General features: G+C 47.8%; 23 protein-coding genes, 1 tRNA gene and 1 pseudogene. 6 read left to right on the top strand and 19 right to left on the bottom strand.

Annotated elements, in window-relative coordinates:
* Window positions 1-16 precede the first annotated feature (16 nt).
* The 4 genes from BWI97_RS12480 to BWI97_RS12465 form a co-directional block, all read right to left on the bottom strand.
* Window positions 17-92: transfer RNA gene (locus BWI97_RS12480), tRNA-His, on the bottom strand.
* 108 nt (window positions 93-200) lie between these two features.
* Complete coding sequence (locus BWI97_RS12475) at window positions 201-809, bottom strand: superoxide dismutase (protein WP_094815034.1); 609 nt, start codon at window positions 807-809, stop codon at window positions 201-203.
* A 107-nt stretch (window positions 810-916) separates the two neighbouring features.
* Window positions 917-1,333, bottom strand: coding sequence for a nucleoside deaminase (locus BWI97_RS12470; protein ID WP_094815065.1), 417 nt, complete (start codon window positions 1,331-1,333; stop codon window positions 917-919).
* Between the two features lie 36 nt (window positions 1,334-1,369).
* A complete protein-coding gene (locus BWI97_RS12465) occupies window positions 1,370-2,257 on the bottom strand; it encodes a PE-PGRS family protein (protein WP_141217557.1) in 888 nt (295 codons plus the stop codon).
* A 140-nt stretch (window positions 2,258-2,397) separates the two neighbouring features.
* Between BWI97_RS12465 and BWI97_RS12460 the strand changes: the two genes are divergently transcribed.
* Window positions 2,398-3,894, top strand: coding sequence for a DUF4301 family protein (locus BWI97_RS12460; protein ID WP_094815030.1), 1,497 nt, complete (start codon window positions 2,398-2,400; stop codon window positions 3,892-3,894).
* Window positions 3,895-3,956: 62 nt separating this feature from the next.
* Here BWI97_RS12460 and BWI97_RS12455 read toward each other — a convergent pair whose 3' ends face one another.
* The 14 genes and pseudogenes from BWI97_RS12455 to tilS (BWI97_RS12390) form a co-directional block, all read right to left on the bottom strand.
* A complete protein-coding gene (locus BWI97_RS12455; protein ID WP_094815028.1) occupies window positions 3,957-4,343 on the bottom strand; it encodes a RidA family protein in 387 nt (128 codons plus the stop codon).
* 13 nt (window positions 4,344-4,356) lie between these two features.
* Complete coding sequence (locus tag BWI97_RS12450; protein ID WP_369826562.1) at window positions 4,357-5,001, bottom strand: SCO family protein; 645 nt, start codon at window positions 4,999-5,001, stop codon at window positions 4,357-4,359.
* Window positions 5,002-5,038: 37 nt separating this feature from the next.
* Window positions 5,039-5,434 carry a hypothetical protein gene (locus BWI97_RS12445; protein WP_094815026.1) on the bottom strand — a complete coding sequence of 132 codons (396 nt, stop codon included), beginning with the start codon at window positions 5,432-5,434 and terminating at the stop codon, window positions 5,039-5,041.
* 66 nt (window positions 5,435-5,500) lie between these two features.
* Window positions 5,501-7,189 (bottom strand): DNA repair protein RecN, encoded by a 1,689-nt coding sequence (gene recN, locus BWI97_RS12440; RefSeq protein WP_102201227.1) that lies wholly within the window; start codon window positions 7,187-7,189, stop codon window positions 5,501-5,503.
* Window positions 7,190-7,250: 61 nt separating this feature from the next.
* On the bottom strand, window positions 7,251-7,472 hold the full coding sequence (locus tag BWI97_RS12435; protein ID WP_094815022.1) for a hypothetical protein: 222 nt from the start codon (window positions 7,470-7,472) through the stop codon (window positions 7,251-7,253).
* Window positions 7,465-7,902, bottom strand: a complete 438-nt coding sequence (locus tag BWI97_RS12430) for an N-acetyltransferase (protein WP_102201226.1) — start codon at window positions 7,900-7,902, stop codon at window positions 7,465-7,467. The genes BWI97_RS12435 and BWI97_RS12430 overlap by 8 nt, the downstream gene beginning before the upstream one ends.
* Before the next feature lie 22 nt (window positions 7,903-7,924).
* Window positions 7,925-8,833, bottom strand: coding sequence for a DUF4835 family protein (locus BWI97_RS12425; RefSeq protein ID WP_094815018.1), 909 nt, complete (start codon window positions 8,831-8,833; stop codon window positions 7,925-7,927).
* A gap of 21 nt (window positions 8,834-8,854) precedes the next feature.
* Entirely contained in the window at window positions 8,855-10,051 is a 1,197-nt protein-coding gene (gene coaBC, locus BWI97_RS12420) for a bifunctional phosphopantothenoylcysteine decarboxylase/phosphopantothenate--cysteine ligase CoaBC (RefSeq protein WP_102201225.1), read from the bottom strand.
* A 71-nt stretch (window positions 10,052-10,122) separates the two neighbouring features.
* Entirely contained in the window at window positions 10,123-10,443 is a 321-nt protein-coding gene (locus tag BWI97_RS12415) for a DNA-directed RNA polymerase subunit omega (protein WP_094815014.1), read from the bottom strand.
* A 32-nt stretch (window positions 10,444-10,475) separates the two neighbouring features.
* Entirely contained in the window at window positions 10,476-11,381 is a 906-nt protein-coding gene (locus BWI97_RS12410; RefSeq protein ID WP_094815012.1) for an outer membrane protein assembly factor BamD, read from the bottom strand.
* A 216-nt stretch (window positions 11,382-11,597) separates the two neighbouring features.
* On the bottom strand, window positions 11,598-12,533 hold the full coding sequence (locus BWI97_RS12405; protein WP_102201224.1) for a D-2-hydroxyacid dehydrogenase: 936 nt from the start codon (window positions 12,531-12,533) through the stop codon (window positions 11,598-11,600).
* Between the two features lie 121 nt (window positions 12,534-12,654).
* Window positions 12,655-13,842 (bottom strand): aldose epimerase family protein, encoded by a 1,188-nt coding sequence (locus tag BWI97_RS12400; protein WP_094815008.1) that lies wholly within the window; start codon window positions 13,840-13,842, stop codon window positions 12,655-12,657.
* A 92-nt stretch (window positions 13,843-13,934) separates the two neighbouring features.
* Complete coding sequence (tilS, locus tag BWI97_RS12395) at window positions 13,935-14,618, bottom strand: tRNA lysidine(34) synthetase TilS (RefSeq protein WP_233207840.1); 684 nt, start codon at window positions 14,616-14,618, stop codon at window positions 13,935-13,937.
* Window positions 14,619-14,735: 117 nt separating this feature from the next.
* Window positions 14,736-15,274: pseudogene (tilS, locus tag BWI97_RS12390) on the bottom strand (tRNA lysidine(34) synthetase TilS); the annotation flags it as partial.
* 60 nt (window positions 15,275-15,334) lie between these two features.
* Between tilS (BWI97_RS12390) and BWI97_RS12385 the strand changes: the two are divergent.
* The 3 genes from BWI97_RS12385 (at window position 15,335) to BWI97_RS12375 (ending at window position 19,607) form a co-directional block, all read left to right on the top strand.
* The gene (locus BWI97_RS12385) at window positions 15,335-16,915 is read left to right on the top strand and encodes an OstA-like protein (RefSeq protein WP_158242746.1); all 1,581 of its coding nucleotides are present in this window, start codon (window positions 15,335-15,337) and stop codon (window positions 16,913-16,915) included.
* Window positions 16,916-17,083: 168 nt separating this feature from the next.
* On the top strand, window positions 17,084-17,710 hold the full coding sequence (locus tag BWI97_RS12380) for a T9SS type A sorting domain-containing protein (protein WP_102201220.1): 627 nt from the start codon (window positions 17,084-17,086) through the stop codon (window positions 17,708-17,710).
* A gap of 175 nt (window positions 17,711-17,885) precedes the next feature.
* Window positions 17,886-19,607 carry a D-alanine--D-alanine ligase gene (locus BWI97_RS12375; RefSeq protein ID WP_233207827.1) on the top strand — a complete coding sequence of 574 codons (1,722 nt, stop codon included), beginning with the start codon at window positions 17,886-17,888 and terminating at the stop codon, window positions 19,605-19,607.
* Window positions 19,608-19,680: 73 nt separating this feature from the next.
* Here the strand turns inward: BWI97_RS12375 and BWI97_RS12370 are convergent, their stop codons facing one another.
* The gene (locus BWI97_RS12370) at window positions 19,681-20,634 is read right to left on the bottom strand and encodes a hypothetical protein (protein WP_094814999.1); all 954 of its coding nucleotides are present in this window, start codon (window positions 20,632-20,634) and stop codon (window positions 19,681-19,683) included.
* A gap of 399 nt (window positions 20,635-21,033) precedes the next feature.
* Between BWI97_RS12370 and BWI97_RS12365 the strand changes: the two genes are divergently transcribed.
* The gene (locus BWI97_RS12365; protein WP_094814997.1) at window positions 21,034-22,791 is read left to right on the top strand and encodes a phospho-sugar mutase; all 1,758 of its coding nucleotides are present in this window, start codon (window positions 21,034-21,036) and stop codon (window positions 22,789-22,791) included.
* Between the two features lie 75 nt (window positions 22,792-22,866).
* Window positions 22,867-23,313, top strand: coding sequence for a transcription elongation factor (locus tag BWI97_RS12360; RefSeq protein WP_102201218.1), 447 nt, complete (start codon window positions 22,867-22,869; stop codon window positions 23,311-23,313).
* Window positions 23,314-23,393: the final 80 nt, after the last annotated feature.

Raw genomic sequence — 23,393 nt, 5'->3', positions numbered from 1 at the left:
ATCAGGTTTGACAGGAGGGAGAAAGACGGGGTTCGAACCCGCGACCCCCAGAACCACAATCTGGTGCTCTAACCAGCTGAGCTACATCCTCCGTTTCGAGCTACAAATATAGCATATTCAAAAACTAAAAAGCAAGTACTTGCGGTAGAGGGAAGGAAGAAAAAATTTGGAATTCTTCCTTCTTCCTTCCCTGTATCGACTTATTTCGCTGATTGATAGTTAGTTTCAGCAACATCCCAGCTTACTACATTCCAGAAGGCATCGATGTAATCCGGGCGTTTATTTTGGTACTTCAGGTAATAGGCGTGTTCCCAAACGTCCAAACCGATGATGGCTTTGCCTTTTTTCTCGGCTACGTCCATCAGCGGGTTATCCTGATTAGGCGTTGAAGTCACGGCGAGTTCACCGTCTTCACCCACGATTAACCAGGCCCAGCCCGAGCCAAAACGACCCGTAGCAGCTTTTTTAAATTCTTCTTTCAAGGCATCAAAAGAGCCAAATTTGGCATCAATGGCCTTCGCTAAATCACCCTTGGGGCTACCGCCGCCGCTGGGAGAAAGAATGTTCCAGAAAAATGTATGATTCCAGTGACCACCGCCATTGTTTCGTACGGCGGGGGCTAACTGACCTACGTTCTTGAGAAGATCTTCCAGTGTTTTTCCTTCGAGTTCCGTACCGGCAACGGCATTGTTGAGGTTCGTAACGTACGTCTGGTGGTGACGATCATGGTGAATCGTCATGGTTTGAGCATCGAAGTGGGGCTCTAACGCGTCTGCCGCATAGGGAAGAGGAGCAAGTTCAAAAGCCATAGCTGGTTGAAAATTAGGATTAAAAATAGGAATAAATGTCTATTCGGTTTAAAAAGGCATTCCAAGGGTTAAAGAGTTCCAGGCCTACCGGAATTTTACGGGAGCCGCTAGGATTGACGGAGTTTACGGAAAAACTGGACGAGCTGGGCTTCGGTTTCTTCCCGCAAAATACCGCTGGTGACGCGGGTCTTAGGATGTAGTAAAGAACCGGCTTTCGAATAACCCCTTTTCTCATCAGCTGCTCCGTATACCAGTCTTCCCAGTTGGGCCCAGTACAGGGCTCCGGCACACATCACGCAGGGTTCGAGGGTTACGTAGAGTGTACAGTCGCGGAGAAACTTCGATCCCAGATGTTGCGTAGCGGCAGTTAATGCCAGAATTTCCGCGTGAGCCGTCACATCTTTCAGGCGTTCGGTCTGGTTACTGCCTTTCCCAATAATACGACGGTTAGAAACCACCACAGCCCCCACTGGAATTTCACCGGCGTCGGCCGCCTCCTGAGCCAGCTGCATCGCTACCGCCATGAAATATTCATCACTTAAAGCCACAGAAAAGCGTTTTTATTTGCGGGGATAAAAGTACAAATGAGCCCGAATATTATTCCGATCTTCACTTAGGGTATAGTAGCCGGAGCGGTCGGTAGCAAAAGCGATCGCTTCACCCTGCGGTTCGGGAAAATAGGGCATCACGCGGGCCGATCGCTGCATCGTTTGAGCGATGCTTTCCCCTGAATTTCGTTTCCAGTAATACACTGTGAGGTAATCTTTCATGAGAATTTCCTGGCCATCGGGCGAAATATCAGCAGCAGTAATCATCGTTTGAGAAAGACTGGCAACGTTTTCCGCCGTAATCACTTCCGTCGTAGATTGTGGATAAGGCAGACGATACAGGTGCGTACCCGAAGAAACTTTGGAAATGATGTAAATATCCAGCGTTTGAGGATCCACCATCAGGGCTTCCGCGTCCCACTGGCCATCGGGATAGCGATAGGTAATGCGTTCAACGTTGGATACGGAAGCGTTTCCCGACAACGTTGCTGGATTAGGCTCCGGAAAACGGTAAATGGCGTGGGTGGAATACTGGTTGAGGTTATCGCCCGTATCGCCTACATAGAGCGTGGGTACTCCATCCCGAACGGCAGCGGCCATATCTTCCCAGTCAAGGTTGGTGGCGTTTTCTACCGTGACAGTAGCTTTCCATTGGGCATTAGTCGCATCGAGTAGAAAAATGCGGTTGGGGTCACCGGAATCGTTGTGCGTCCAGATAAAATTGGGCTGGTGTCGACTGACCGCCAAGCCAGAAGCTTCGTATATATCCGCATTATTGAGAACCCCTCGACTCACCGCGGAACCAAAAGAAGTGTTCTCAGATGGCCCCGGAAAGAGCTGATCGCAGGCGGTGAAACCGACGAGTAAGCCTAAAAAAATAATCAATCGATAAGAAGTCATAACCTTGGGGTATTTTTCAAAAACTTTAACCATTATTTACAGTTAATTCGTGTACTTAAGTGTCTATTTTTAACCAGAATAATTCCTAGCTGTTTCTAGTCACCGTCTTATTTTTCAGCCTCAACGTTTCCTAAGTAATCATGTTTTCTACCAAAGATTTAGAGCAAATTGAAGCCAAAGGTATTGAAGTCCAAACGGTTGAAAGCCAGATTCAATACTTTGTCAATGGATTCCCCTGGATGAATCTAACCCGTGCCGCTACTCCTAAAGACGGCATCCTGCAATTATCGGACGAGCAAATCCAGGCCGCTCTGGATACCTACGAAACGTACGTACCTACCTTACGGATTGTTAAATTTGTACCCGCTTCGGGAGCTGCCACACGGATGTTCAAATCCTTATTTGGATTCCTGGAGGGCGGAAAATCGGATAAGTCAGTCGATCAGTTTTTCGAGCGGTTACCAGAGTTTGCTTTCTATGACGACTTGAAAGCAGCTCTAGCCAAAGACGGTCTTGACATCGAAACGGCGGATCAGCAAACCATTGCGGCATACTTCCTCACGGGCAAAGGTCTGGATTATGGTTCATTGCCCAAAGGATTGTTGAAATTTCACCGCTACGCCGAAGAAAATCGTACCCCGGTGGAAGAACACCTGGTCGAAGGAGCAAGCTACGCTCGTTCCAAAGGCGAAGTAGCCATTCATTTCACGGTATCGCCCGAGCACAAGGCTAAATTCAAGGAACTGATTTCGGAACAGGCTCCCGAATACGCCGAGCGACACAATCTGAATTTTGTTATTGATTTTTCGGAACAAAAAGCCTCTACCGATACCATTGCGGTTAATCTGGACAATACGCCTTTCGTCGATAAAAACGGCGGCCTGTTGTTCCGTCCAGCGGGTCACGGTGCCTTGCTGGCTAACCTCAATGACGTAGAAGCGGATCTGGTATTCATCAAGAATATTGATAACGTCGTACCGGATCGTCTTAAAAATACGACCACGATCTACAAACGGGCCATCGCTGGAACGTTACTGCAAACGCGGGAACGCATTTTCGGCTACTTAAACCGTCTCGACAGTGGAGATACGAGTCAGGCGTTAATGGCGGAAATCGATGAGTTCTTACGTCGGGTCTTGTGCGTAGAGCCGGTAGAAGGCTTCTACGAGTGGCCCGTTGAAAAAGTAGTGGAATATTTCCGCACCAAGCTGAACCGACCCATCCGGGTTTGCGGCATGGTACAGAACGTAGGCGAGCCGGGTGGTGGACCGTTCTGGGCGAAAAGCTCCGATGGTACCAGTCAGCTACAGGTAGTAGAATCCGCTCAGGTAGACATGGATGATGAGGAACAGAAGAATAAATTCCTGAAAGCGACGCACTTTAACCCGGTAGATCTGGTCTGCTCCTGGACCGATTACACGGGAAAAGCCTTTGATCTGTTGAAGTACCGCGATCCGCAAACGGGCTTTATTACGCAGAAATCCAAGGATGGTAAAGACCTGAAAGCTCAGGAATTACCCGGACTTTGGAACGGTTCCATGTCCGATTGGAATACGCTGTTCGTCGAAGTACCCCTGATCACCTTTAACCCGGTGAAAACGGTGAATGATCTTTTACGCGACGAACACAAAGCGTAAGACGAACGGTATATAGCATAAAAAAAGGCTGACCTCCGAGTCAGCCTTTTTTTGTAGAAATGTTATTCCACCACTGCCGTAAACTCTATTTCAATCAGATATTCCTGGGCTACCAGTTTCCGAATCTCGTAAATGGCCGTTACGGGTTTGATCTCCCGGAAAAACTCACCGTGAGCCCGCCCAATGTCGTCGAACTTGCTGATATCAGTCGTAAACATGCGGGTACGTACGACGTCGCTCAGACTGGCTCCGGCTTCTTCCAGAACCTTCGCAATACGCTCAATGATATTTTTGGTTTGGGCGTACGCATCGTCGGCCCGTACGGTTTCACCATCGACAATGGCTACTGTACCGGCCACTTCAATGAGATTGCCGATTCGCACGGCCCGGCAGTAACCGACCCGATCTTCCCAGGGTGAGCCGGAGAGAATATTCTGACGTGAAGACATGAGGGAATGAACGTTAGTTTTCTTTTTTGAGTAATTCAATCGCTTCGGATACTTCGCCTACTACTTCATCTTTGGTACCATCGTAAATGCCGCGAATACGTCGCTGCGGATCTATGACGATGAAGGCACCGCTGTGGAGTAATCCACCGGGTTCATCGGAATCTTCTTTGGCCGATACAAAATAGGCATTTTGCCCGATGTCAAAAATCTCCTTGCGGTCGCCCGTCACGAAGTACCATTGTTTCTGTCCGTATACTCCCAGATCCGTCGCGTATTCTCTCAAACGTCCAACGCTGTCCCGTTTGGGATCGATGGAGTGGGAGAGAAACATGACCTGAGGATCATCTTTAAACTTTTGATACAGCTTTCGCATTTCCATCGTCATTTTTGGACAAATGGTGGGGCAGGTGGTAAAGAAGAAATCGGCGATGTAAATCTTACCCGCAAAATTCTTCGCGGTAACCGTATCCCCGTACTGACTGGCAAAAGCAAAATCAGGAATCTGGTGGTAGACCGTATCGGTTACTGTTTTACCCTCGACTACGCGGGTTTGCACGCCATTGCGAGGCCCTAAAATGGGTAGACGCGACGATTCTGACTGACAGGCTAGTACTAAAGTGATGGCCAGCATCAGGCAGGCAACGGAATACATTTTCATAAGAAAAACCTGGGAACCGGTTCTAGGTGAAAAGAACCTACTTTTTCAAAAACGCTTTGGCGGCGGCTACGCTGCTGTTGGTTTGTTCTTCAACGGCCGTGACCTTCTTTTTTTCCGCCTCCAGATAAACCCGGCCCTGATCAGCGGATAAATCCAGTAAGGTATCCCCGTTGTAGTGGGCCATCCAGTCGTTCATGCCTTCTTCAGCTTTTGTCAGGGCCAGAATCAGGCTGTCGCCCTGGGCACGCGTGGTGGTATCCTTGGCCACCTGTTGACGAATGGCTTCGCGAAGGTCTTCAATCTGCATGTACGGACCCATGATTTTATCATGCATGCCTTCTACTTCTTTCTGAAACTTGCTTAAATCTTCGCTGGGGGGATTTTGGCAGGCCGCTAAAGATACGCCCAGGGCCAGGAAAAGATATTTTTTCATACACCTGTAGTTGGGGAAAAATAAAACGGAAAGAGCGAGCTTATCCGCTGGATGCTCGCTCTTTCCCTACAAATCAAGTTTATAATTGGTTCGTTCGGTCATGTTTTGCGACAGCAGCTCACGGGCGTTATCCACGATGGCTTTGGATGGTTTGGCCCCGCCGATCATCTGAGCAATTTCCTGTACGCGTTCTTCCGTACTAAGCTGACGAATCCGCGAAACCGTACGATCCGCCGAGTGATCTTTGTACACAAAATAGTGGGCATTGCCCTTCGCCGCAATCTGGTGCAGGTGGGTAATGGCGATGAGCTGGTGACCATGGGCCATATCCAGCATCATATTTCCGACTTTGATGGCAATTTCACCGGAAATACCGGTATCAATTTCGTCAAAAATAATCGTAGGGAGGGAACGTTTGTTGGCCAGAATGTACTTGACGGCCAGCATTAAACGGCTAAATTCACCGCCCGAAGCCACTTCCCGCAATTGCCGGGGCTGCATGCCTTTGTTGGCCGAAAAGAGGAAACTAACGGTATCGATTCCCTGACTGCCGGGCTTGCCCAATTGATGATCCACAACGAGGCGGCCATTGGGAATGCCCAGATCAGCCAGCAAACCTGTCACCAGATCATCAATTTCACTGAGTACGACTTTGCGGGAATCAGAAAGCTCCCGGGCCGTGTATTCCAGTTGCTCCCAGGCCTGGTGGGCAGCGGTTTGAGCCGCCGCCAGATCCTCGTCCAGATTGAGTACTTTGGCTACTTTCTGTTCCAGGCTGGCCTGAATTTGCAGCAAGTCGGCAATCGTGGTAACATTATGCTTTTTCTGGAGATTATAAAGCAGACTCAGCCGTTCCTGTACCACCGCAATCTTCTCGTCGTCCAGCTCTACAGATTCTCCCTCCGATTCCAGCTCGGCTACCACGTCTTTGAGTTCAATTAAACAACTCTGTACCCGGTCGCGAAGCTGGGCGTACTCGGTTCCGTAGGTACTAATCGCTCCCAGGTTACCGACCACACTCTGCATCCAGCCAAGGATGCTTTGTTCGGGATTATTGAGATAACCGACGGCGGCTACCAGTCGTTGTTTGATTTCTTCGGCGTTTTCCAGCGTCGTCAGTTCGCGTTCCAGCTCGGTTTGTTCGTTGGCCTGAAAGCGACCTTTGCTGAGTTCATCGAGCAGAAAGGAATTGTAGTCAAACTCTTTACGGATTTCCTTAGCCTCCGCCTGCAGGCGGTCATAGGCTTCCTGCTTTTTACGGAATTCCCGAAAATGTTCTTTATACCGATCCAGAATGGCCGTATTCTGGGCGTACGTGTCGACAATCTGAAGCTGGTATTCCTGCGAACCCAGCAGGACGGAATCATGCTGGGAATGCACGTCCATCAGCTCGGAACCAACCCGGCGTAAGGTCTCCAGATTGACGGGCGTATCATTGACAAACGCCCGCGATTTTCCCGAAGGACTAATCTCCCGGCGAATGATACATGTGGTATCGTAATCGATTTCCTCTTCTTCGAAAAGGGTTTGAATAAAGTAGCCCGAAATATCGAATTGCCCCTCAATAATGCACTTTTTGGAAGGGTCCCAGAGTACTTTGGTATCAGCACGGTTGCCACGTAATAAACCAATGGCTCCCAGCAAAATGGATTTACCCGCTCCTGTTTCACCCGTAATGATGTTGAGTCCGCCATTGGGCGAAAGCTCGAGCGATTCAATCAGAGCATAATTCTGTATGAGCAGATTTGAAAGCATGAGTCAAAAGAGGATCACCTTCGAACTTCAAAGGTACAAAAGGATGGTGGGCTGTTAAATACTAAAAGGCGGTAGTCTTATCGTACACAATTTCCTCAATGTCCCGCACGGGGTAGCGGCGTTCGCGTAACAGACCATCTTCCAGAATCAGTTCCTGGTTTTCCTGGCCCAACAGTCGCCCCGCATACGTAATGCCATTGCGTAAGACTACGTTCAGGTGTTTGCCCGTAAGTCCGGGTAGGGTGGGATCGGTGGCTGGTAGTCTGACTAGTCGTTTACCCATGGTAAGTCATTACGTAATGGTTTTTAATTTCTGCGGTACATACCAGCCCGTGTCGTTCATAGAAGCGGCGGGCGGATTCATTAACCTGCAGGACGGTTAGCTGCAAAGGTAAAGCTCGTTGCCGGGCTTCAGCCTTTAATTGTTCCAATAAAACCGAACCAATTCCCTGATTCTGAAAGGTAGGCAATAAATACAGTTCCGACAGAAAAATTTCATCCGTCCGACGCTCTACCCGGAGCGTACCCACGGGCGTTTCGTCCTGACAAATGATCTGCGTAAGCGACTGCTGGTAGGTCTGTTCAAAAAACTCCCATTGAATCCGCTCGTACCAGGCTCCCCAGGTTTCTACCACATACAATCCCAGGGCTTTCTTCTTGACGAAATAAGCCCAATCTCTGTCTTGCGTAGTAGCCTGGCGAAGCGTAATCATAGAGGAGAAGAACGAAGAATCCTTACTTGGTAAGTCTTCGATACGAATCCGTTTTGGTGGGATCGAGTTGGGATAAGACCTGAAACGCCTGCGTTTTTTCGGCCGCCGTACCCTGCGAAAACAACTGAACGATTTCTTCGGACTTGGCGTCAAAAAAACTGTTAATTAAAATAGAAGTAGGTTTCAGCTGGATGACTTGCCGGATGTCGTTCAGGACGCCGAGAATATTCTTCCGGGCCTGATCGGGCTGATCACTGAACGCATCCATGGAAAGTCGGTGGTACGTATACAACCCTTCCCGGAAAGGAATCATTTGCTGATTTTGAAGATTTTCGACCAACCAGTACCGGCTCCGTTGATCGCCCCGCTGATCCCAGCCGGAAAACCCACCATTGGAAGCCAGATTGGCTACGTTATAGGCCCGCTGAATCCAGGCTTCACCGCCGCGTTTGCCGAATGAATCGTAGTCCAGAGCCAGAGCAATGTAGCTGTAATAGGCCAGCATGGATGTAAGATTATCCGAGAAAACGTTATCGTTAAAATTCAGCGGGTTTTCGGGTAGGTATTTAAAGGAAAACGCCCGATCTACGTACCGAAGCAGTACACTTTCGTAGTTGGTGCCAAAAATGGGGCGGTTTACCTGAATAATGGCTTGTCCTTCGTAATCACCCTGAGCAGTAGCCTTCTGAAGATTGATGGAAATATCCAGGTGAATTTTTTCCTCCTGACGAAACTGATCATTCGTCCAGCGGCGGCCGTTCACAAAGTCCGTCATGGCTCGCTGTAATTCGCCGTAAATCTGCTGAGCGTTGTTGGCTTGCTGGTTTACCCGTACCTGGTCCGTCCGTAGCGTAATGTTACAGGCCAGTTCCTGGGCGGAGGCCGTACCCCAAATGGCTAGCGTACATAGAATGGAAAGCAAATATTTCATAAAGAACACGGGGATGGATGCTTACAAATACGCGGCAATGGCCTTTAAAATATCACTGGCCACTTCCGTCTTACTTTTCAATGGATAGTCCGTCAGTTGCTGGTTACGATCAATGACTGTGATTTGATTCGTATCATAACCAAAGCCGGCACCCGAATGATTTAACGAATTTAGGACGATTAAGTCAAAATTCTTACGGATCAATTTTTCCCGGGCATTCGCCACTTCATTCGTCGTTTCGAGAGCAAAGCCGACGAGCAACTGATCCGAACGTTTTTGTTGACCCAGGGTAGCTGCAATATCAACGGTTTTACGCAGTTCAATGGTAAAGCTCGCTTCCGTTTTTTTGATCTTTTGCTCCGCTACCACGGTAGGGGTATAATCAGCTACGGCTGCTGCCAGTATGGTCACTTCCTGTTCGGCAAACACTTCCCGACAGGCTTCGTACATTTCCTGAGCCGAGCGTATCTGACGCAAGGTGACTGACGGATGCGGCGAAGCCAGAGCCGTGGGGCCGCTGACCAGTGTTACCTGGGCTCCCTGAGCGGCCAGCTGCCCGGCCAGTGCGTAACCCATTTTCCCGGATGAATGATTGGAAATAAAGCGTACGGGATCAATGGCTTCCTGCGTTGGGCCTGCCGTAATCAGCACTTTCTTATTTTTCCAGGGCGTTTGAACAAAATAGTTTTCCAGTACAGCTACCAGTTCTTCGGGCTCGGCCATGCGTCCCTCGCCGATCAAACCACTGGCGAGTTCGCCATAGCCTGCCTGAATAATGGTATTGCCAAACTGCTGAAGTCGGTTCAGGTTTTCCCGCGTAGCTGGATGATGGTACATATCCAGATCCATCGCCGGAGCCCAGTACACCGGACAGCGAGCTGACAGGTACACGGCCATCAACAAGTCATCGCAGTGACCCTGAGCTGCTTTGGCCAGCGTATGGGCCGTTGCCGGAGCGATGATCATCAGATCAGCCCAAAGGCCCAGTTCCACATGGTTATTCCAGACACCCGTCGTATCGTTCGCTACCAACTTGGTGTACACCGGTCGTTTGGAAAGCGTACTCAGCGTGAGCGGCGTAATAAAGTCCTGAGCCGCCTGGGTCATCACTACCTGTACTTCCGCTCCCGCTTTAATCAGTAAGCGTACGAAAGAGGCCGTTTTGTAGGCGGCAATGCTACCCGTAACACCCAGTAAAATTCGTTTTCCCGTCAGCATAAGCTAAAAGTCTACTAATAAAAAACCTCCGCACTCGAACAAGTACGGAGGTTTTCCCAAAGCCAAAAGGATTAGTCTTCGCTTGGTAATTCACTCCGGTAACGCCAGTTTACGCGTTCTTCAATGTACTCTTCAATAGCCAGAGAAGCCGGTTTGGGCTGACGCTCGTAATGTTTGGAAATTTCGATCTGTTCGCGGTTCTCGAAAATTTCTTCGAGGTTATCTACCGTAGAAGCAAATTCGGAAAGCTTCTGATTAAGTTCTTCCTTTTGCTTCACTGACAATTGTTTTGCACGAGACGCCATAATGGCTACTGCCTCGTAAATATTGCCGTTGGTTTTAGCGGCCAGTTTGTCCGTGTCGCGAGTAACGATAGAAGGATTCGCGGGCATATCTTTACTAATTTTATGGTTACGTAATGGAATTAATTCGAAGAGCCACCCAAACGTCCCGCATTAGCCGGTTGCGTTGTTTTCTCTTTATCTTTTTGAGCGGCTTTTGCTAAACGTTCCTGTTCAGCAAGATCGGCCGATTTTTTAACGGAATCTTCGTAGAAACGTTCCGCTCTCTTGAGGAACTTGCTTTTGGGGAACGTATCCACAAATTCCTGGTAATACTTCACAACGTCGTCGTAACGTTCCTTTTGCTTGGTATATAAGCTGTTCTGGGCAAAATCATACTGGGATTGTACCTGCAGATAGGACAGTTCTTCATTATAATCTGAATCGGGGAATTCCTTTCTAAAGTTATTCACCGCATACACCGCTGCCCGATAATTCTGAAGGTTCGTTGGACTGGTTTTGTAATACAACTTGGCCCGTTCATAGGCTTTCTTTTCCAGCTTCTTCCGCGATTCTTTAATGATTTTGGAAGCTTCTTCCACAAATTTACTTTGCGGATAGGTGTTGATGAAGCTCTGCATTGCATCCATGGACGTCAGCGTACTGGCCTGATCCAGGTAATACGGCATTGAGGCCCGGTAGGAGGCATACGAGCTCATATAGAGAGCCTCTTCGGCGTGCTCGCTTCGACCAAAGGTTTCATAGAAACGCTTGAATTGAAACGAAGCTACTTCGTACTGCTGAAGATGATAGTTACAGTAGGCTTCGTAGAACGTAGCCATCTCCTGTTGGTCCGAGCCTTTAAGAATGGGCTTGAGTTCTTCAAACAGCAGTACGGCTTTATCATAATCGCCTTTTTTGTAATACGTCAGGGCGGCCTGGTATTTCTGTTCGTCAGTACCCTTTTTACGAAGTTTCTCGAAATTCCCGCAGGAACTAAAAACGAACGTAATGCCCAGAAAAAGAACTAAATACCGAATAGTCTGCATAAGTCCGCAAAGATACGTCTTTCCTGTTAGAGTTAACAAGGCTTCCGTAGGTTTTTAAGAGAGTGGAGAGACTTGGTAACGAAAAAAGGAGACGTTTCGTCACTCCGGCAGACTACTAAATATTATTTTTTTAGAAAATGCTTCCTTAATCGGCTGTAAACGAAGGCCTGGTGGCCCATTGAGCCGAAAAATTAACCATTAGATCACACCCTTTTTCTAATAGCCTTTCTGCGGATCAATGATATTTTCGAGGGGCTCATGGGCTAGAAACTTATGTAGATTGTTCAGGAAAACATCAATCAGATCCCTGAATTCTTCGGCGTATCCGCCACCCGAATGCTGGGAAAGAATCACATTGGGGCAATCCCAAAGCGGATGATCATTGGGTAAGGGTTCCTGCTCCGTTACATCCAGTACGGCTCCCGCAATATCACCGTTGAGCAGTGCCTGTACCAAAGCGGGTTCGTCCACTGTCGAGCCGCGTCCTACGTTAGCGAATACCGCCGATGGATGCATACGGGCAATCATTTCTGCCGAAACAAAACGGGCCGTTTGCTCCGTACCCGGTAGCGTATTGATGACGACTTCAAATTCGCCAATGCCTTCGATAATCTCTTCGGGAGTACGAAAACGGGCTTCCGGATTGCTACGGCCGAAGAACGCAATTTCGCAGTCAAAGCCACTGAGAATTTTACGGCAGGCCTGGGCAATACTACCCGTCCCCAGGATCAGTACTTTTTTCCGCCGAAGCAGGCTCATCTCCATGCGTAGCGATTGACCTACCCATTCATTACGACTGCGAAGAATACCCAGCCAGTCCATTTTCCGGTACAAAGCCAGTACACCACCCACGGCAGTTTCCGCACAGGGTTGGGCGTAAAATCCCTTCATATTCGTGAGTTGAGCTTCGCTTTTCAGGTTCTGATACTTATCAAATCCTACGGAATGAAGCTGTATCCAGCGAAGGTTCTCGGCCGCTTCGAGGAGTTCAGCCGGCGGATTTCCAAAGACAATATCGGCCTTTTTGATGTTTTCCGCCCGTGTTGCCTCAGTAATATCAATCTCAAAAACCGCGTCAATGGATTCAGGCAGTTTTGATAGAAAATACTCCTTTTCTTCGACCCGTACGGGAAGTTGAACGTATAGATTCATGATCGTGTAGCAAATGAAACGTAGATTCCGTTAAAAAACTCACTCCAAGAAACGAAACGACGCGGAGGGTACCTAAAGCGTCATACTTCAGCACCCTCCGCGTCGTAGGAATGAGGCAATCTTATTTACGAACCGAGAAACGGTATTCCGTCGTCGAGGTATACGTCTGACCTGGTTTCAGTACCGTCGAGGGGAAAGTAGCCTGATTAGGCGAATCTGGATAATGTTCTGTCTCCAGGCAAAGGCCAGACCGCTTTTTGTAGTTGACGTTGTTTTTGCCCGTCAGTTTTCCATCCAGGAAATTACCCGAATAGAATTGAACGGCGGGCTCAGTCGTGAGCAGTTCAATGGTGCGGCCCGTAGTCGGCTCGTAGACCATTCCCTGCGATTTCAGGCCCGTACCGGCTTCGTCGAACACCCAGCAATGATCATAGCCACCGCCGTTTTTGATTTGTTCGTCTTTGGTATCGTTAATCCGTTGACCTACGACAGTGGCCGTAGTAAAGTCAAAAGGCGTACCTTTTACGTCCTGGAGTTTACCCGTTGGAATCAGGTCGGCACCTACGGGGACAATCCGGCTGGCTTTGAGTTGTACTTCGTGTCCCAGAATGTCACTCGTACCACCCGTCAGGTTAAAATACGTGTGGTTGGTCAGGTTAACCACGGTTGGCTTGTCCGTCGTTGCCTCATAGTCAAGGCGAAGGGCATTGTTATCGCTAAGCGTATAGGTTACGGTTGCCTTAAGCGTACCGGGATAACCCTGATCCCCGTCGGGACTAACCAGCGTCAACTTTAAGCCTACCGTTGAATCTGTTTTTACTTCTTCAGCCGTCCAGACTTTCTTGTCAAAGCCTTCCGTACCGCCGTGCAGCGAGTTTGGTCCGTTGTTGATGGGCAGTTTGTAGGTTTTTCCTTCCAGATTAAACTGGCCTTTGGCAATACGGTTGCCGTACCGTCCAATCAACGCTCCGAAGTACGGAACGTTCGGTTGCCGATAACCCGCCAGCGAGTCAAAGCCCAGTACGACGTCACCGAGCTTGCCTTCTTTATCGGGCACGTGGATTTCGGTAATGATGCCGCCGTAGTTGGTGATCTTCACCACCATTCCCTGATCGTTGGTCAGGGTGTAGAGATCGACAGGCTGATTGTTAAGCGTGCCAAAGGCAACTTTCGTAATCGAAGCAGACATAGTGGAAGCAGTAGTAGAATCTTGGGTAGTGGTAGCCGTTTTTTCGGAAGACTGGCAGGCTGCTAAGGCCAGTCCCAGGAGCAGGGTTACACTTCCGAGGCGAAGGAATGAATGAAGCATGGTTACGAGGTTTAGGAAAAGATGGTCAGACGAAATCGCTTTCCAATCGATAGAAAGCAAAACTATCGGCTTTCTGTTAGATACAAATGCATTTATGAAAAAGTAGTTTCTGCAAGAGACTGCTCTCGGTTGATTTCTACCCGTACGGCCGTCTGCGTTTTTTCGGTAATTTTGAACCGTTCATCTACGCGGTAGCCCACAATCCAGGCAATCTGGCCCTGGGATTCGAGTACGTAAACGCGATCTTTCTCCATACGGGGTATTTTCTGATTGACCAGAAAATCACTGACTTTCTGCCGTTTGCCAGCTAAACCCAGGGGGCAGAACCAATCCCCCGGTTGCCAAATTCGCAGGGTAAGTGGAAAAATCAGTGCCGCTGCATCCAGATAAGCTACCCGTGAGTTCGCTTTCCAGGAAAAATTTTCCAGGCGTTGCAACGTAAGGCTGAAAAACGGTGTATAAATAACAGCCGGAGCATCCGGAATGGTTTGTACGGAGGGAGACGAGGTTTGCCGAAGCTCCAGCAGCCAGCGTTGCCGATCGAGTACCAGCTCATACCGGGCAGAGAAATACCGGGTGCCGGGCTGAGCCCAACGGTTCTGGTAAATAGCCTGACATTGTTGGTAGAAAAAGTCATAGGCCTTGAGCGTTTCAGTCAATACGAACAGGGGCTCGGGAAAGGCATCCAGCGAGGACAATGAAATTTCGTGCGTTTGAGCCACCTGCTGTTGCCAGGATTGCAGTTGCTGGGCGATAAATCGTTCGGCGGCTTCCATGCGGTCGAGGGTCGTGCGAAAGGTACCGAGCATATTGGGATTTAGCTCCTGTAACACTGGAACCACCTGATGGCGGAGCCGATTGCGACGGTAGGCGTCTTTCTGATTGCTCGAATCTTCGACCCAGACTAAGCCCTGTTCAGCCGCATAGGCAGCCAGTTGTTCCCGGCTGAAGCCCAGTAAGGGACGAATCAGGGTAGGCGTTTGTGCGGGAATACCGCGAAACCCCGCAAGTCCCGTACCCCGAACCAGATTCAAAAGGACGGTTTCCAGGGAATCATTAAGGTGATGAGCCGTCAGAATGTAGGTGTAGCCTGATCCGTTCGCAGACGTTCAAACCATTCATAGCGTAAGGTACGGGCGGCCAGTTGGGTGGATAAACCTTTCTGACGGGCGATGGTTAGCGTATCAAAGCGTTGGAGATAAAAAGGGACACTCTGCTGCTCGGCAAGCGTTTGCACGAAAAGCTCATCCCGAACCGATTCGTCTCCGCGTAATTGAAAATTAACGTGAGCAATGCCGTACGCAAAGCCGGCTTGTCGGATTAAATGAGTAAGTACGACCGAATCCAGTCCTCCGCTAACGGCCAGCAAAAGCCGATCCTGGGAAGAAAAGAGTTTTCGCTCGTTAATGAATGCTAAAAATTCGGTCAGCACGCTTGCGAATGGTTAATTTTGCCCATGCAAATGAAACACTGGCAAAGATATATTTTAGGGTTGCTACTCTTCCTTCCACTCTGGGGATGGGCTCAGAATCCCACGCCCGCTCCGGCAGGAAAAGTAGTGGATGTAGATTATTCCGATACACTCTGGGTGGACCAGACGGTCGGTAATACCTTTCTGCGGGGAAATGTACGCATGCGACAGGGGAATGTCGTCTTGCTCTGTCACCTGGCCAAGAAAAATGACCTCATCAACGTCGTCGAAGCTTATGGAAATGTAAAAATCATCCAGGGCGACAGTCTTACGCTGACGGGTGATACGGCGATGTACTTTGGCAACACCCGGCAGGCCAAGATTACGGGCCGCGTTGTGACGCTGAATGATAAGGTGTCTACGCTGAAAACCCGTAAGCTCGATTACGACATGAATTCGAAAATCGCCAGCTACAATACGGGAGGGACGCTGGTGGATAAAACCAGTACCCTGGTGAGTAAAGAGGGCTATTACAATACGGCTACCAAGCTTTCGGTATTCAAGCGAAATGTGAAAGTGAAGAGTCCGGAAACCGATTTATTTGCTGATTCACTCCGGTATAGTACCCTTTCCAAGGAAGCCTATTTTATCGCTCCTACGCAGATTATTTCAAAAAAGAAAAAGCAGGAAGCAGCCAACGATACGCTTTTTACATCCTCAGGTTCGTATAACTTGAATTCGCGGATTTCGAATTTCAGGGGACGTTCGACGGTACGTATGCCCAACAATGATTTAACGGGTGATTCACTGTTTTACGACCCCATTACCCAAATCGGCATTGCCCGAGGAAATGTAGTCATGGTGGCGAAGAAAGACAGTGCCATACTAACCGGACAGGTAGGAAGGTATTTCGGTAAAACGGGCATTTCGCGGGTGTACGGCGAAGCTTTATTACAAAAATTCTTTGCCAGGGATACCTTATTACTCTCCGCGGATACGCTGATTTCGCAGGAAATACGTGGGGTCAAAGACACTACCCGAAGGTTTATTGCGGATCGTCATGTACTGATTTTCCGTAACGATTTACAAGCCAAGTGTGATTCACTGGTCTACAATCTGGCTGATTCACTGATTTCCTTTTATAAAAAGCCGATACTCTGGAACGGCCAGAATCAGTCGGAAGCCGATAGTATTTTTGTCCGTTTAGTAAATAATAAGATGCGGACGATGTATCTCAACCGACGAGCCTTTATTATTGCCAGAGATACATTGATTCAGTACAATCAAGTGAAGGGTCGACGAATAACGGCTTATTTTAATGCGGATTCAAAACTCGATAATACACTGGTAGAGGGGAATGGCGAAAGTATTTATTTCGCTAAAAAAGATGATAGTAAACCGATTGGCATGAATTACGTCCAAGCTTCACGGATGCGGCTTCATTTTAAGGAAAACCAAGTGAAACGCATCGCTTTTGTGGGAAGTCCGGACGGTGTATTAAGACCTCCCAAAGAAGTAACGGCGGACAATCGGGAGCTGGATGGGTTCAATTGGCGGGAGAAGGAAAGACCTACGCGGGAAATGGTTAAACGCTTACCAGTCAAGCAGGTTAAGCCTACCCCAGTCAAGAAAGTAGAACCAACGGCTACCCTGAAAAAGTGAGAAAATTTGGGGAAACCAGGGTAGAAAATATTTGGTATGCCTTTTTCTCTGAGTAATTCACAAAAGTAAATTATTTAGTGTTAATACTTGTTAAAAACTTGGTTATCAAACGTATATGGCTACATTTGCTCCTGCAAAAAGTAGCGATTGCATTTCATACAACAATTTATGAAACACCTTTTACTCTTTCTGTACGGCATTTCAATCGTCCTGTCTTCAGCAGTGACGCTTGATACGTACGCTCAGGGAGAGCCGAAACGCAGTCGACTTGACATTAAACCAAAAGCAAAATCTGCGGTCGTTCCCCAACAAATGAGTTCTTTTTTCTATCCCAAAGCCGAAATGTCACGGGAGGTAAAGTTGAATCGTTCGACGGCCGTTAACGAATATTATCGTACGCTTTTACGGAATCGTCCCAAGTCGACGGGCTCCCCTAAAACGGATCAACCATTAGCTCCCTTAGCGGTAGTAGCTACGGAACCACTGGCTTCTGAAGAATCCAACCCATCGACGGAAAAACTGTACGTCAGCGATAAAATCACGATCTCCAATCTGTATCCGAATCCGGCTAACGATCATGTAGACGTAGAGTATGCCATAGCAGCTAACGCTGGCGATGCAAAAATTACCATTTACAGTCCGTTAGGTATGCAAGTGGCGGACATTATGCTGGATCGCAGTGAACGTAAGCAACGTATCACTACGTCAAATCTTCCGAACAACATTTATTTTTATCAGCTTTCGCAGGAAGGAAGAACATTAATTACGAAGAAATTACTGGTACGTCATCCCTAGTACGACCTGAAAAAACAATAGAAAGAGCTTCAGAAGAAATTCTGGGGCTTTTTTTGTAACGCCTTACGGGTGATTTTCGTATTTCTGCCGACGAGCATGTGACATTCTATACACAGCTCCGTAACTTTCGATTCTCAAGTCAAATCCCATTTTTGTTCCTTTAAAACTGAATACCTTGTTTAGAATTGGCATTTTCTTCGGTGGCCCGGCTCGCGAACGGGAGATTTCATTTTTAGGCGGAAAGACAACCTATACGGGGCTGGACCGCTACTTGTTCGAGCCCATTCCCGTATTTATTGATGGTCGGGGAAATTTTATCCTGCTTGAAACGCAGTACATGGAAGCGGCTTCCATTCGGGATTTCTACCCGCCTCAGTCATTCGTTCGTACGGAAGGATATCCGTTTCGGGTCTACGAAGAGTCACTGGAACTGACGCCTGAACAGGAGGAGAACATGATTAGTCAGGTAGGTAAACGCCTGATGCCGCACGAATTCAGGCAGTATTTTGATTTCGCTTTCCTGGCCGTGCATGGTCCTCAACTCGAAGATGGAGCCATTCAGGGCTTGCTCGAATGGTATGGAATGCCCTACTACGGCTCAGGCCTTATGGGTTCAGGAATTGGTATTGATAAGATTACCCAGAATCAACTCATTCAACAAACGGTAGGCTTGAACAAGCGACTCTTTTCGCTGAGTAAATCGGAATGGGATGAGTTCGATCGGGAATTGCTTTTTGAGCAGGTTAAACAGAATGTAGGATTTCCTTTTGTGTGTAAAGCTCCGCATCAGGGCTCGTCCATCGGCGTATCCTTTATTCGCAAGGACAGCCAGGAAGTATTCGAAAAAGGCGTACGGCAAAGCTTCTTTCAACAGGAAATTCGCCCCGATGAATGGGTTTATTTAAGTGATGAAGAGAAGGGAGCTTTTTTACAACGCGTCACAAACCTGGATGAAGGCATTGCTTTTCCGCTCACACTCAATGGCGAAACTACCATTGCTCACCCGGCTGATTTATGGAAAGCCCTTGACGAACAGTTTGCGGCCCAGTACTGTATTGTTATGCTGAGTTCTATTCACGCCGAGGACGCGGTATTGTTTGAAAGCTTTGTGTACGGACAGGAGTTTAGCTGCGGCGTAATTCAGGATTTTGACGGTTCTCCGCTAGCCCTGCCTCCTTCGGAAGTAATTAAAGCCGATGAAGATGTAGTATTTGATTTTGCCACGAAATACCTGACCAACACCGTACGCAAAGGAATGCCTATCCGTACCAGTTTGGAAAATAACCAGGAAGTACATCGGATGGTAAAAGAAACCTTCCGCCTGCTGGGTTTTGGCGTTTGTACCCGGATCGATGGGTTCCTGACACCGGCTGGAGAAGTGTTACTGCACGATCCGAATACCTTGCCGGGTATGTCACCCAGTTCGTTCATCTTTAAACAGATGGCTGAAATCGGGTTAAATGTTACCGACTCACTGACGTACTTTATTCGGTTCTCCATCCGCGAACGCATTCGTACGGGTAAATTCACGACGCTGTTACGCCAGCAACTGGCTCGTCTTGATGAAGCGATTGAGCAACGCGTAGCAGGGCTTCCACAACGGGAAGTTAAAACGATTACGTTTACAGCGACGGATGAATCGTATGAGCTGGCGAAGAAACTGTACAATGTCCTGACGGCTTCTGCAGAATATCGTCCCGAAATCATCTATACACACTCGGATGGCAGGGAACTAATTTTAAATGCTGCCTTTATGGCTAAACCTTCCATCGCTGATCTGGAACTTTCTTTGAGTGAACCTTTACATCCGCTCATTGAAGAATGCCGGATTAATGCCGCCGCTGTAACAACGTTCCTGACGGGCGAGTTAGTCCCATCTATGCTCGTACGTTCTTAGTTTGTTTTAAAGGACACAAAAAAATACCGCTCGAAATCCGAGCGGTATTTTTATTACAGCTATGATAATCAAATTATCTTACTACGAATTCGCCCTGGCCGATTTTAAAACCTTCGGCGTACAGCTCAACGTTATATTTACCTTTTTTGTACTGCTGACCACGCGTGTACAGCATCTCAACGACAGGCCGATTGTTAGAGTACTGAATCGACTGTTTGTAGGTATACTGCATGTCACGTCCCTGGAAAGAGAAGATGCCTGAACCCGTTTCAGTATCCGACAATACGGCACCTTCGGGATCAACCACACGCATCATAATGTCTTTCGATTCCTCTTTCGTCAGCGGGTTGGGAGCCAGCGTAAAGGCTACTTTAATTTTATCTACGCGTTTGCCTTTGTACTCGTTCTCATCATTTGAGCGAGTCTTGCCTTTCTTGTTAACGGCCAATACACGTACATTCTCAGCCCGAAGTGCGGAACCAATCGTTACTTTATCAGCTAACTCCTGGTTGCTGGTACGAAGCGTACTAACCGAATCACTATACGAACGACGGGTATTATCCAGGTCCGTACGGATAGTGGTATTTTCCTGCGTCAGTTGCTGGTTTTGATTCGTTAACTGACCATTTTCTTCCTGCAAGCGGGCAATTTCTTCATCTTTTTGGGTCAGAATTGCCTCATATTCTTTAATCTTCTTGGTATACTTAGCAATTGAGACATTTTTGGTCTTTAACAAAGAGGCTTTGTCCGCTTCGAGTTGCACTTTAAGTTTTTGTAACTCTTCGATGTTTCCACCTAACTGTTGTACTTGAGCAATTTTAGCATCCAATTCTCTAGAGATGGAATCCAGACGGCTGTGCGTGATAGCCAGGTCCCGGGCCTTGATACTGATTTCAGTCGATTGCTTATCGGTCTCCGTTTTTTCCTGGAACAGCAAGAAACCTAATACGCCTGAAATGGCCAACATTACTGCAAAGGCAGCTCCCCAAATTCCGCTAGATGATTTGTTTTGATTCGTAGTCTCCATAGTTATACGCTATTACGATGGATAAAGGGTTAAAAATGAAATTCAACAAAAAATAAGAGTGCGTAAAAAAGAGGACGATTAACTCCGGCTTTTTACAGGTTACTAAAATCTGGTGCAACGAGGCCCTAACATTTTAGTAAATAAGTGGTTAATGTAATGGGTTGATTTGTAACTGATTCTCATTTCATATTAACGAGATTTTAATAATGGCTGGATTTGTAAAGCCGTAAATTTTTTCGACGAAATGTACAAAGACTTGTTTCACAAGTAAAATTCCCCGTAAGATTGTACTACTATTTAGTAAGCATTTTAGTAGTAGAATTCTTTTTTACTCCGTGATGCACAGAATTTTGTAGTTTCCTCATACATCTTAATTTTTTATCAACTTTAACTACCTATATGTCAACCGGTCTCGACGCGATTATCCGCCAGAAAGTACAGAATTGGGTTTCTGGAAACTACGATGAAACAACCAGAACAGCGGTTCAGAAACTGCTGGATGAAAAAAATGATACGGAATTAACCGATGCCTTCTACAAAGAATTGGAATTCGGTACGGGTGGATTACGTGGCTTGATTGGCGTAGGCTCAAACCGTATGAACAAATACACGGTAGGGGCGGCTACGCAGGGTCTGGCCAATTATTTGAAGAAAAGTTTTCCCAGTCAGGAAATAAAAGTAGCCATCGCTCACGACAGCCGGAACATGTCCCCTGAATTTGCTCAGGTAACGGCGGATGTCTTCTCCGCGAATGGAATCAAAGTATTTCTCTTCAAAGAACTACGTCCAACGCCCGAGCTCTCGTTCACCATTCGCTTGCTGGGTTGCCAGAGTGGAGTAGTCATTACAGCCTCTCATAATCCGAAAGAGTACAACGGTTACAAAGCCTACTGGAACGACGGTGCTCAGGTGGTGGCTCCGCACGATAAAAACATTATCACGGAAGTCAACAACATTCAATCCGTTGACGACATCAACTTTCAGGGAAATCCGGATTTGATTGAAAAAATTGGTGAGGAAGTCGACGAGAAGTACCTGGAGCAGGTGATTACGAAGAACGTAGTGAATCCGGGCGTAATCGAGCGGCAGAAAGATTTGAAAATCGTGTATACGCCGATTCACGGAACGGGTATTACGCTGGTGCCGAAAGCCCTGGAAAAGATTGGCTTTACCAATGTAACGATCGTTGAAGAGCAGGCAACACCGGATGGAAACTTCCCTACAGTCGTATATCCGAATCCAGAGGAGACGGAAGCGATGACCCTGGCCATGAACAAGGCCAAAGAAATTGATGCGGATCTGGTGATGGCAACTGACCCGGATGCGGATCGCGTAGGTTCAGCCGTAAAGAATGCCGATGGAGAATGGCAGCTACTGAACGGCAATCAAATGGCTAGTTTGATTATCTTTTATCTGTTACGGGCCTGGAAAGAAGCGGGTAAGTTAACGGGCAAGGAATTCGTAGCGAAAACCATCGTAACGACGAATCTGATCGATAAAATGTGTGATCGGTACGGCGTGAACTGTTACAACACGCTGACCGGTTTCAAATACATTGCAGGAGTAATCCGTGATCTGGAAGGCCGCGAACAATTTATCGGTGGTGGGGAAGAAAGCTATGGGTATCTGATCGGTGATGCCGTACGGGATAAGGATGCGATTGCTTCCTGTGCCATCATTGCGGAGCTGGCTGCTTACGCAAAAGACCAGGGGCTGAGTCTGTTTGACATGCTTACTGAAATGTACATGGAAAACGGCTTCTACTACGAAGGACTGATTTCGCTGACGAAAAAAGGAAAAGAGGGAGCCGAGGAGATTCAGCGAATGATGAGCGACATGCGGAATAACCCACCCGCTGAAGTAGCCGGATCGAAGCCCGTTACGATTCTGGATTATCAAAACCTGGTATCTAAAGACGTAGCGACGGGTCAGCAAACACCGATCGCGGCGGAAATGGGTATTGAAAAGTCAAACGTAATTCAACTGATCCTGGCGGATGGTACGAAGGTATCGGCTCGTCCGTCGGGTACGGAGCCTAAAATTAAATTCTACGTATCCGTGAATGCTCCGCTGGAGAAACCAGAAGATTTTAACACAACGTACGATTCCCTGAAAGCGAAGGTAAAACAAATCCAGGAAGACCTGGGACTGAAATAAGCCGTCGTTTGTTGTTTTGAAAGAAGGGCTGGTGAGCATTCTCATCAGCCCTTCTTTAGCTATACTACATCAGTTATGAATAAAACTACGATCATCGAACGCTTAAAGTCGCTGCTGGATGAGAAAGTGAGTATTGCTTGGAATGCCATGCAGGCGGCTCAGGCTTCCGCCAATGAAGAAAGTAAGAGTTCGGCGGGCGACAAATACGAAACGGGTCGGGCGATGGCCCAGAATGAGCGGGATCGCTACGCCCAGCAATATGAAATCCTGCGGCAGGAACGCTTACAACTCGAACGGCAGGAACTGGCTGCCCACTACGAACGCGTGGAGTTTGGATCGTTAATTGAAACCTCTGAGGGGTGGTTTCTCATTGCCATCAGCGTAGGCATAATACCGGTAGATACCGAAAAAGTAGTTGTGATTTCACCCGGATCACCGATTGGGAGTCAGCTATTAGGTAAGCGGATAGGGGAGCATTTCCAGTTTCGAGGTAAATCCTGTTCGATTATACGAATTGAGTAAAACCAAAAAAAACCCGCCAAGTGGCGGGTTTTTTCTAACTGTATGCAAACAGGTAAAAAATCAGAAATAACTGGTACTAA

The organism is Siphonobacter sp. BAB-5405 (assembly GCF_002872335.1).
In the GTDB taxonomy this organism is placed as follows: Bacteria; Bacteroidota; Bacteroidia; order Cytophagales; family Spirosomataceae; genus Siphonobacter.
This window is presented reverse-complemented; position numbering and strand designations above follow the sequence as displayed.

Excerpts from the sequence above, each read along its gene's own strand:
- BWI97_RS12400 (WP_094815008.1), bottom strand. The coding sequence starts at position 13,842 with ATGCTTCATTCATTCCTTCGCCTCGGAAGTGTAACCCTGCTCCTGGGA.
- BWI97_RS12475 (WP_094815034.1), bottom strand. The coding sequence starts at position 809 with ATGGCTTTTGAACTTGCTCCTCTTCCCTATGCGGCAGACGCGTTAGAG.
- BWI97_RS12405 (WP_102201224.1), bottom strand. The coding sequence starts at position 12,533 with ATGAATCTATACGTTCAACTTCCCGTACGGGTCGAAGAAAAGGAGTAT.
- tilS (WP_233207840.1), bottom strand. The coding sequence starts at position 14,618 with ATGGAAGCCGCCGAACGATTTATCGCCCAGCAACTGCAATCCTGGCAA.
- BWI97_RS12455 (WP_094815028.1), bottom strand. The coding sequence starts at position 4,343 with ATGTCTTCACGTCAGAATATTCTCTCCGGCTCACCCTGGGAAGATCGG.
- BWI97_RS12380 (WP_102201220.1), top strand. The coding sequence starts at position 17,084 with ATGAAACACCTTTTACTCTTTCTGTACGGCATTTCAATCGTCCTGTCT.
- BWI97_RS12470 (WP_094815065.1), bottom strand. The coding sequence starts at position 1,333 with ATGGCGGTAGCGATGCAGCTGGCTCAGGAGGCGGCCGACGCCGGTGAA.
- BWI97_RS12445 (WP_094815026.1), bottom strand. The coding sequence starts at position 5,434 with ATGAAAAAATATCTTTTCCTGGCCCTGGGCGTATCTTTAGCGGCCTGC.
- BWI97_RS12370 (WP_094814999.1), bottom strand. The coding sequence starts at position 20,634 with ATGGAGACTACGAATCAAAACAAATCATCTAGCGGAATTTGGGGAGCT.
- BWI97_RS12415 (WP_094815014.1), bottom strand. The coding sequence starts at position 10,443 with ATGCCCGCGAATCCTTCTATCGTTACTCGCGACACGGACAAACTGGCC.
- BWI97_RS12435 (WP_094815022.1), bottom strand. The coding sequence starts at position 7,472 with ATGGGTAAACGACTAGTCAGACTACCAGCCACCGATCCCACCCTACCC.
- BWI97_RS12430 (WP_102201226.1), bottom strand. The coding sequence starts at position 7,902 with ATGATTACGCTTCGCCAGGCTACTACGCAAGACAGAGATTGGGCTTAT.
- BWI97_RS12425 (WP_094815018.1), bottom strand. The coding sequence starts at position 8,833 with ATGAAATATTTGCTTTCCATTCTATGTACGCTAGCCATTTGGGGTACG.
- BWI97_RS12410 (WP_094815012.1), bottom strand. The coding sequence starts at position 11,381 with ATGCAGACTATTCGGTATTTAGTTCTTTTTCTGGGCATTACGTTCGTT.
- coaBC (WP_102201225.1), bottom strand. The coding sequence starts at position 10,051 with ATGCTGACGGGAAAACGAATTTTACTGGGTGTTACGGGTAGCATTGCC.
- BWI97_RS12365 (WP_094814997.1), top strand. The coding sequence starts at position 21,034 with ATGTCAACCGGTCTCGACGCGATTATCCGCCAGAAAGTACAGAATTGG.
- BWI97_RS12460 (WP_094815030.1), top strand. The coding sequence starts at position 2,398 with ATGTTTTCTACCAAAGATTTAGAGCAAATTGAAGCCAAAGGTATTGAA.
- recN (WP_102201227.1), bottom strand. The coding sequence starts at position 7,189 with ATGCTTTCAAATCTGCTCATACAGAATTATGCTCTGATTGAATCGCTC.
- BWI97_RS12450 (WP_369826562.1), bottom strand. The coding sequence starts at position 5,001 with ATGAAAATGTATTCCGTTGCCTGCCTGATGCTGGCCATCACTTTAGTA.
- BWI97_RS12360 (WP_102201218.1), top strand. The coding sequence starts at position 22,867 with ATGAATAAAACTACGATCATCGAACGCTTAAAGTCGCTGCTGGATGAG.
- BWI97_RS12465 (WP_141217557.1), bottom strand. The coding sequence starts at position 2,257 with ATGACTTCTTATCGATTGATTATTTTTTTAGGCTTACTCGTCGGTTTC.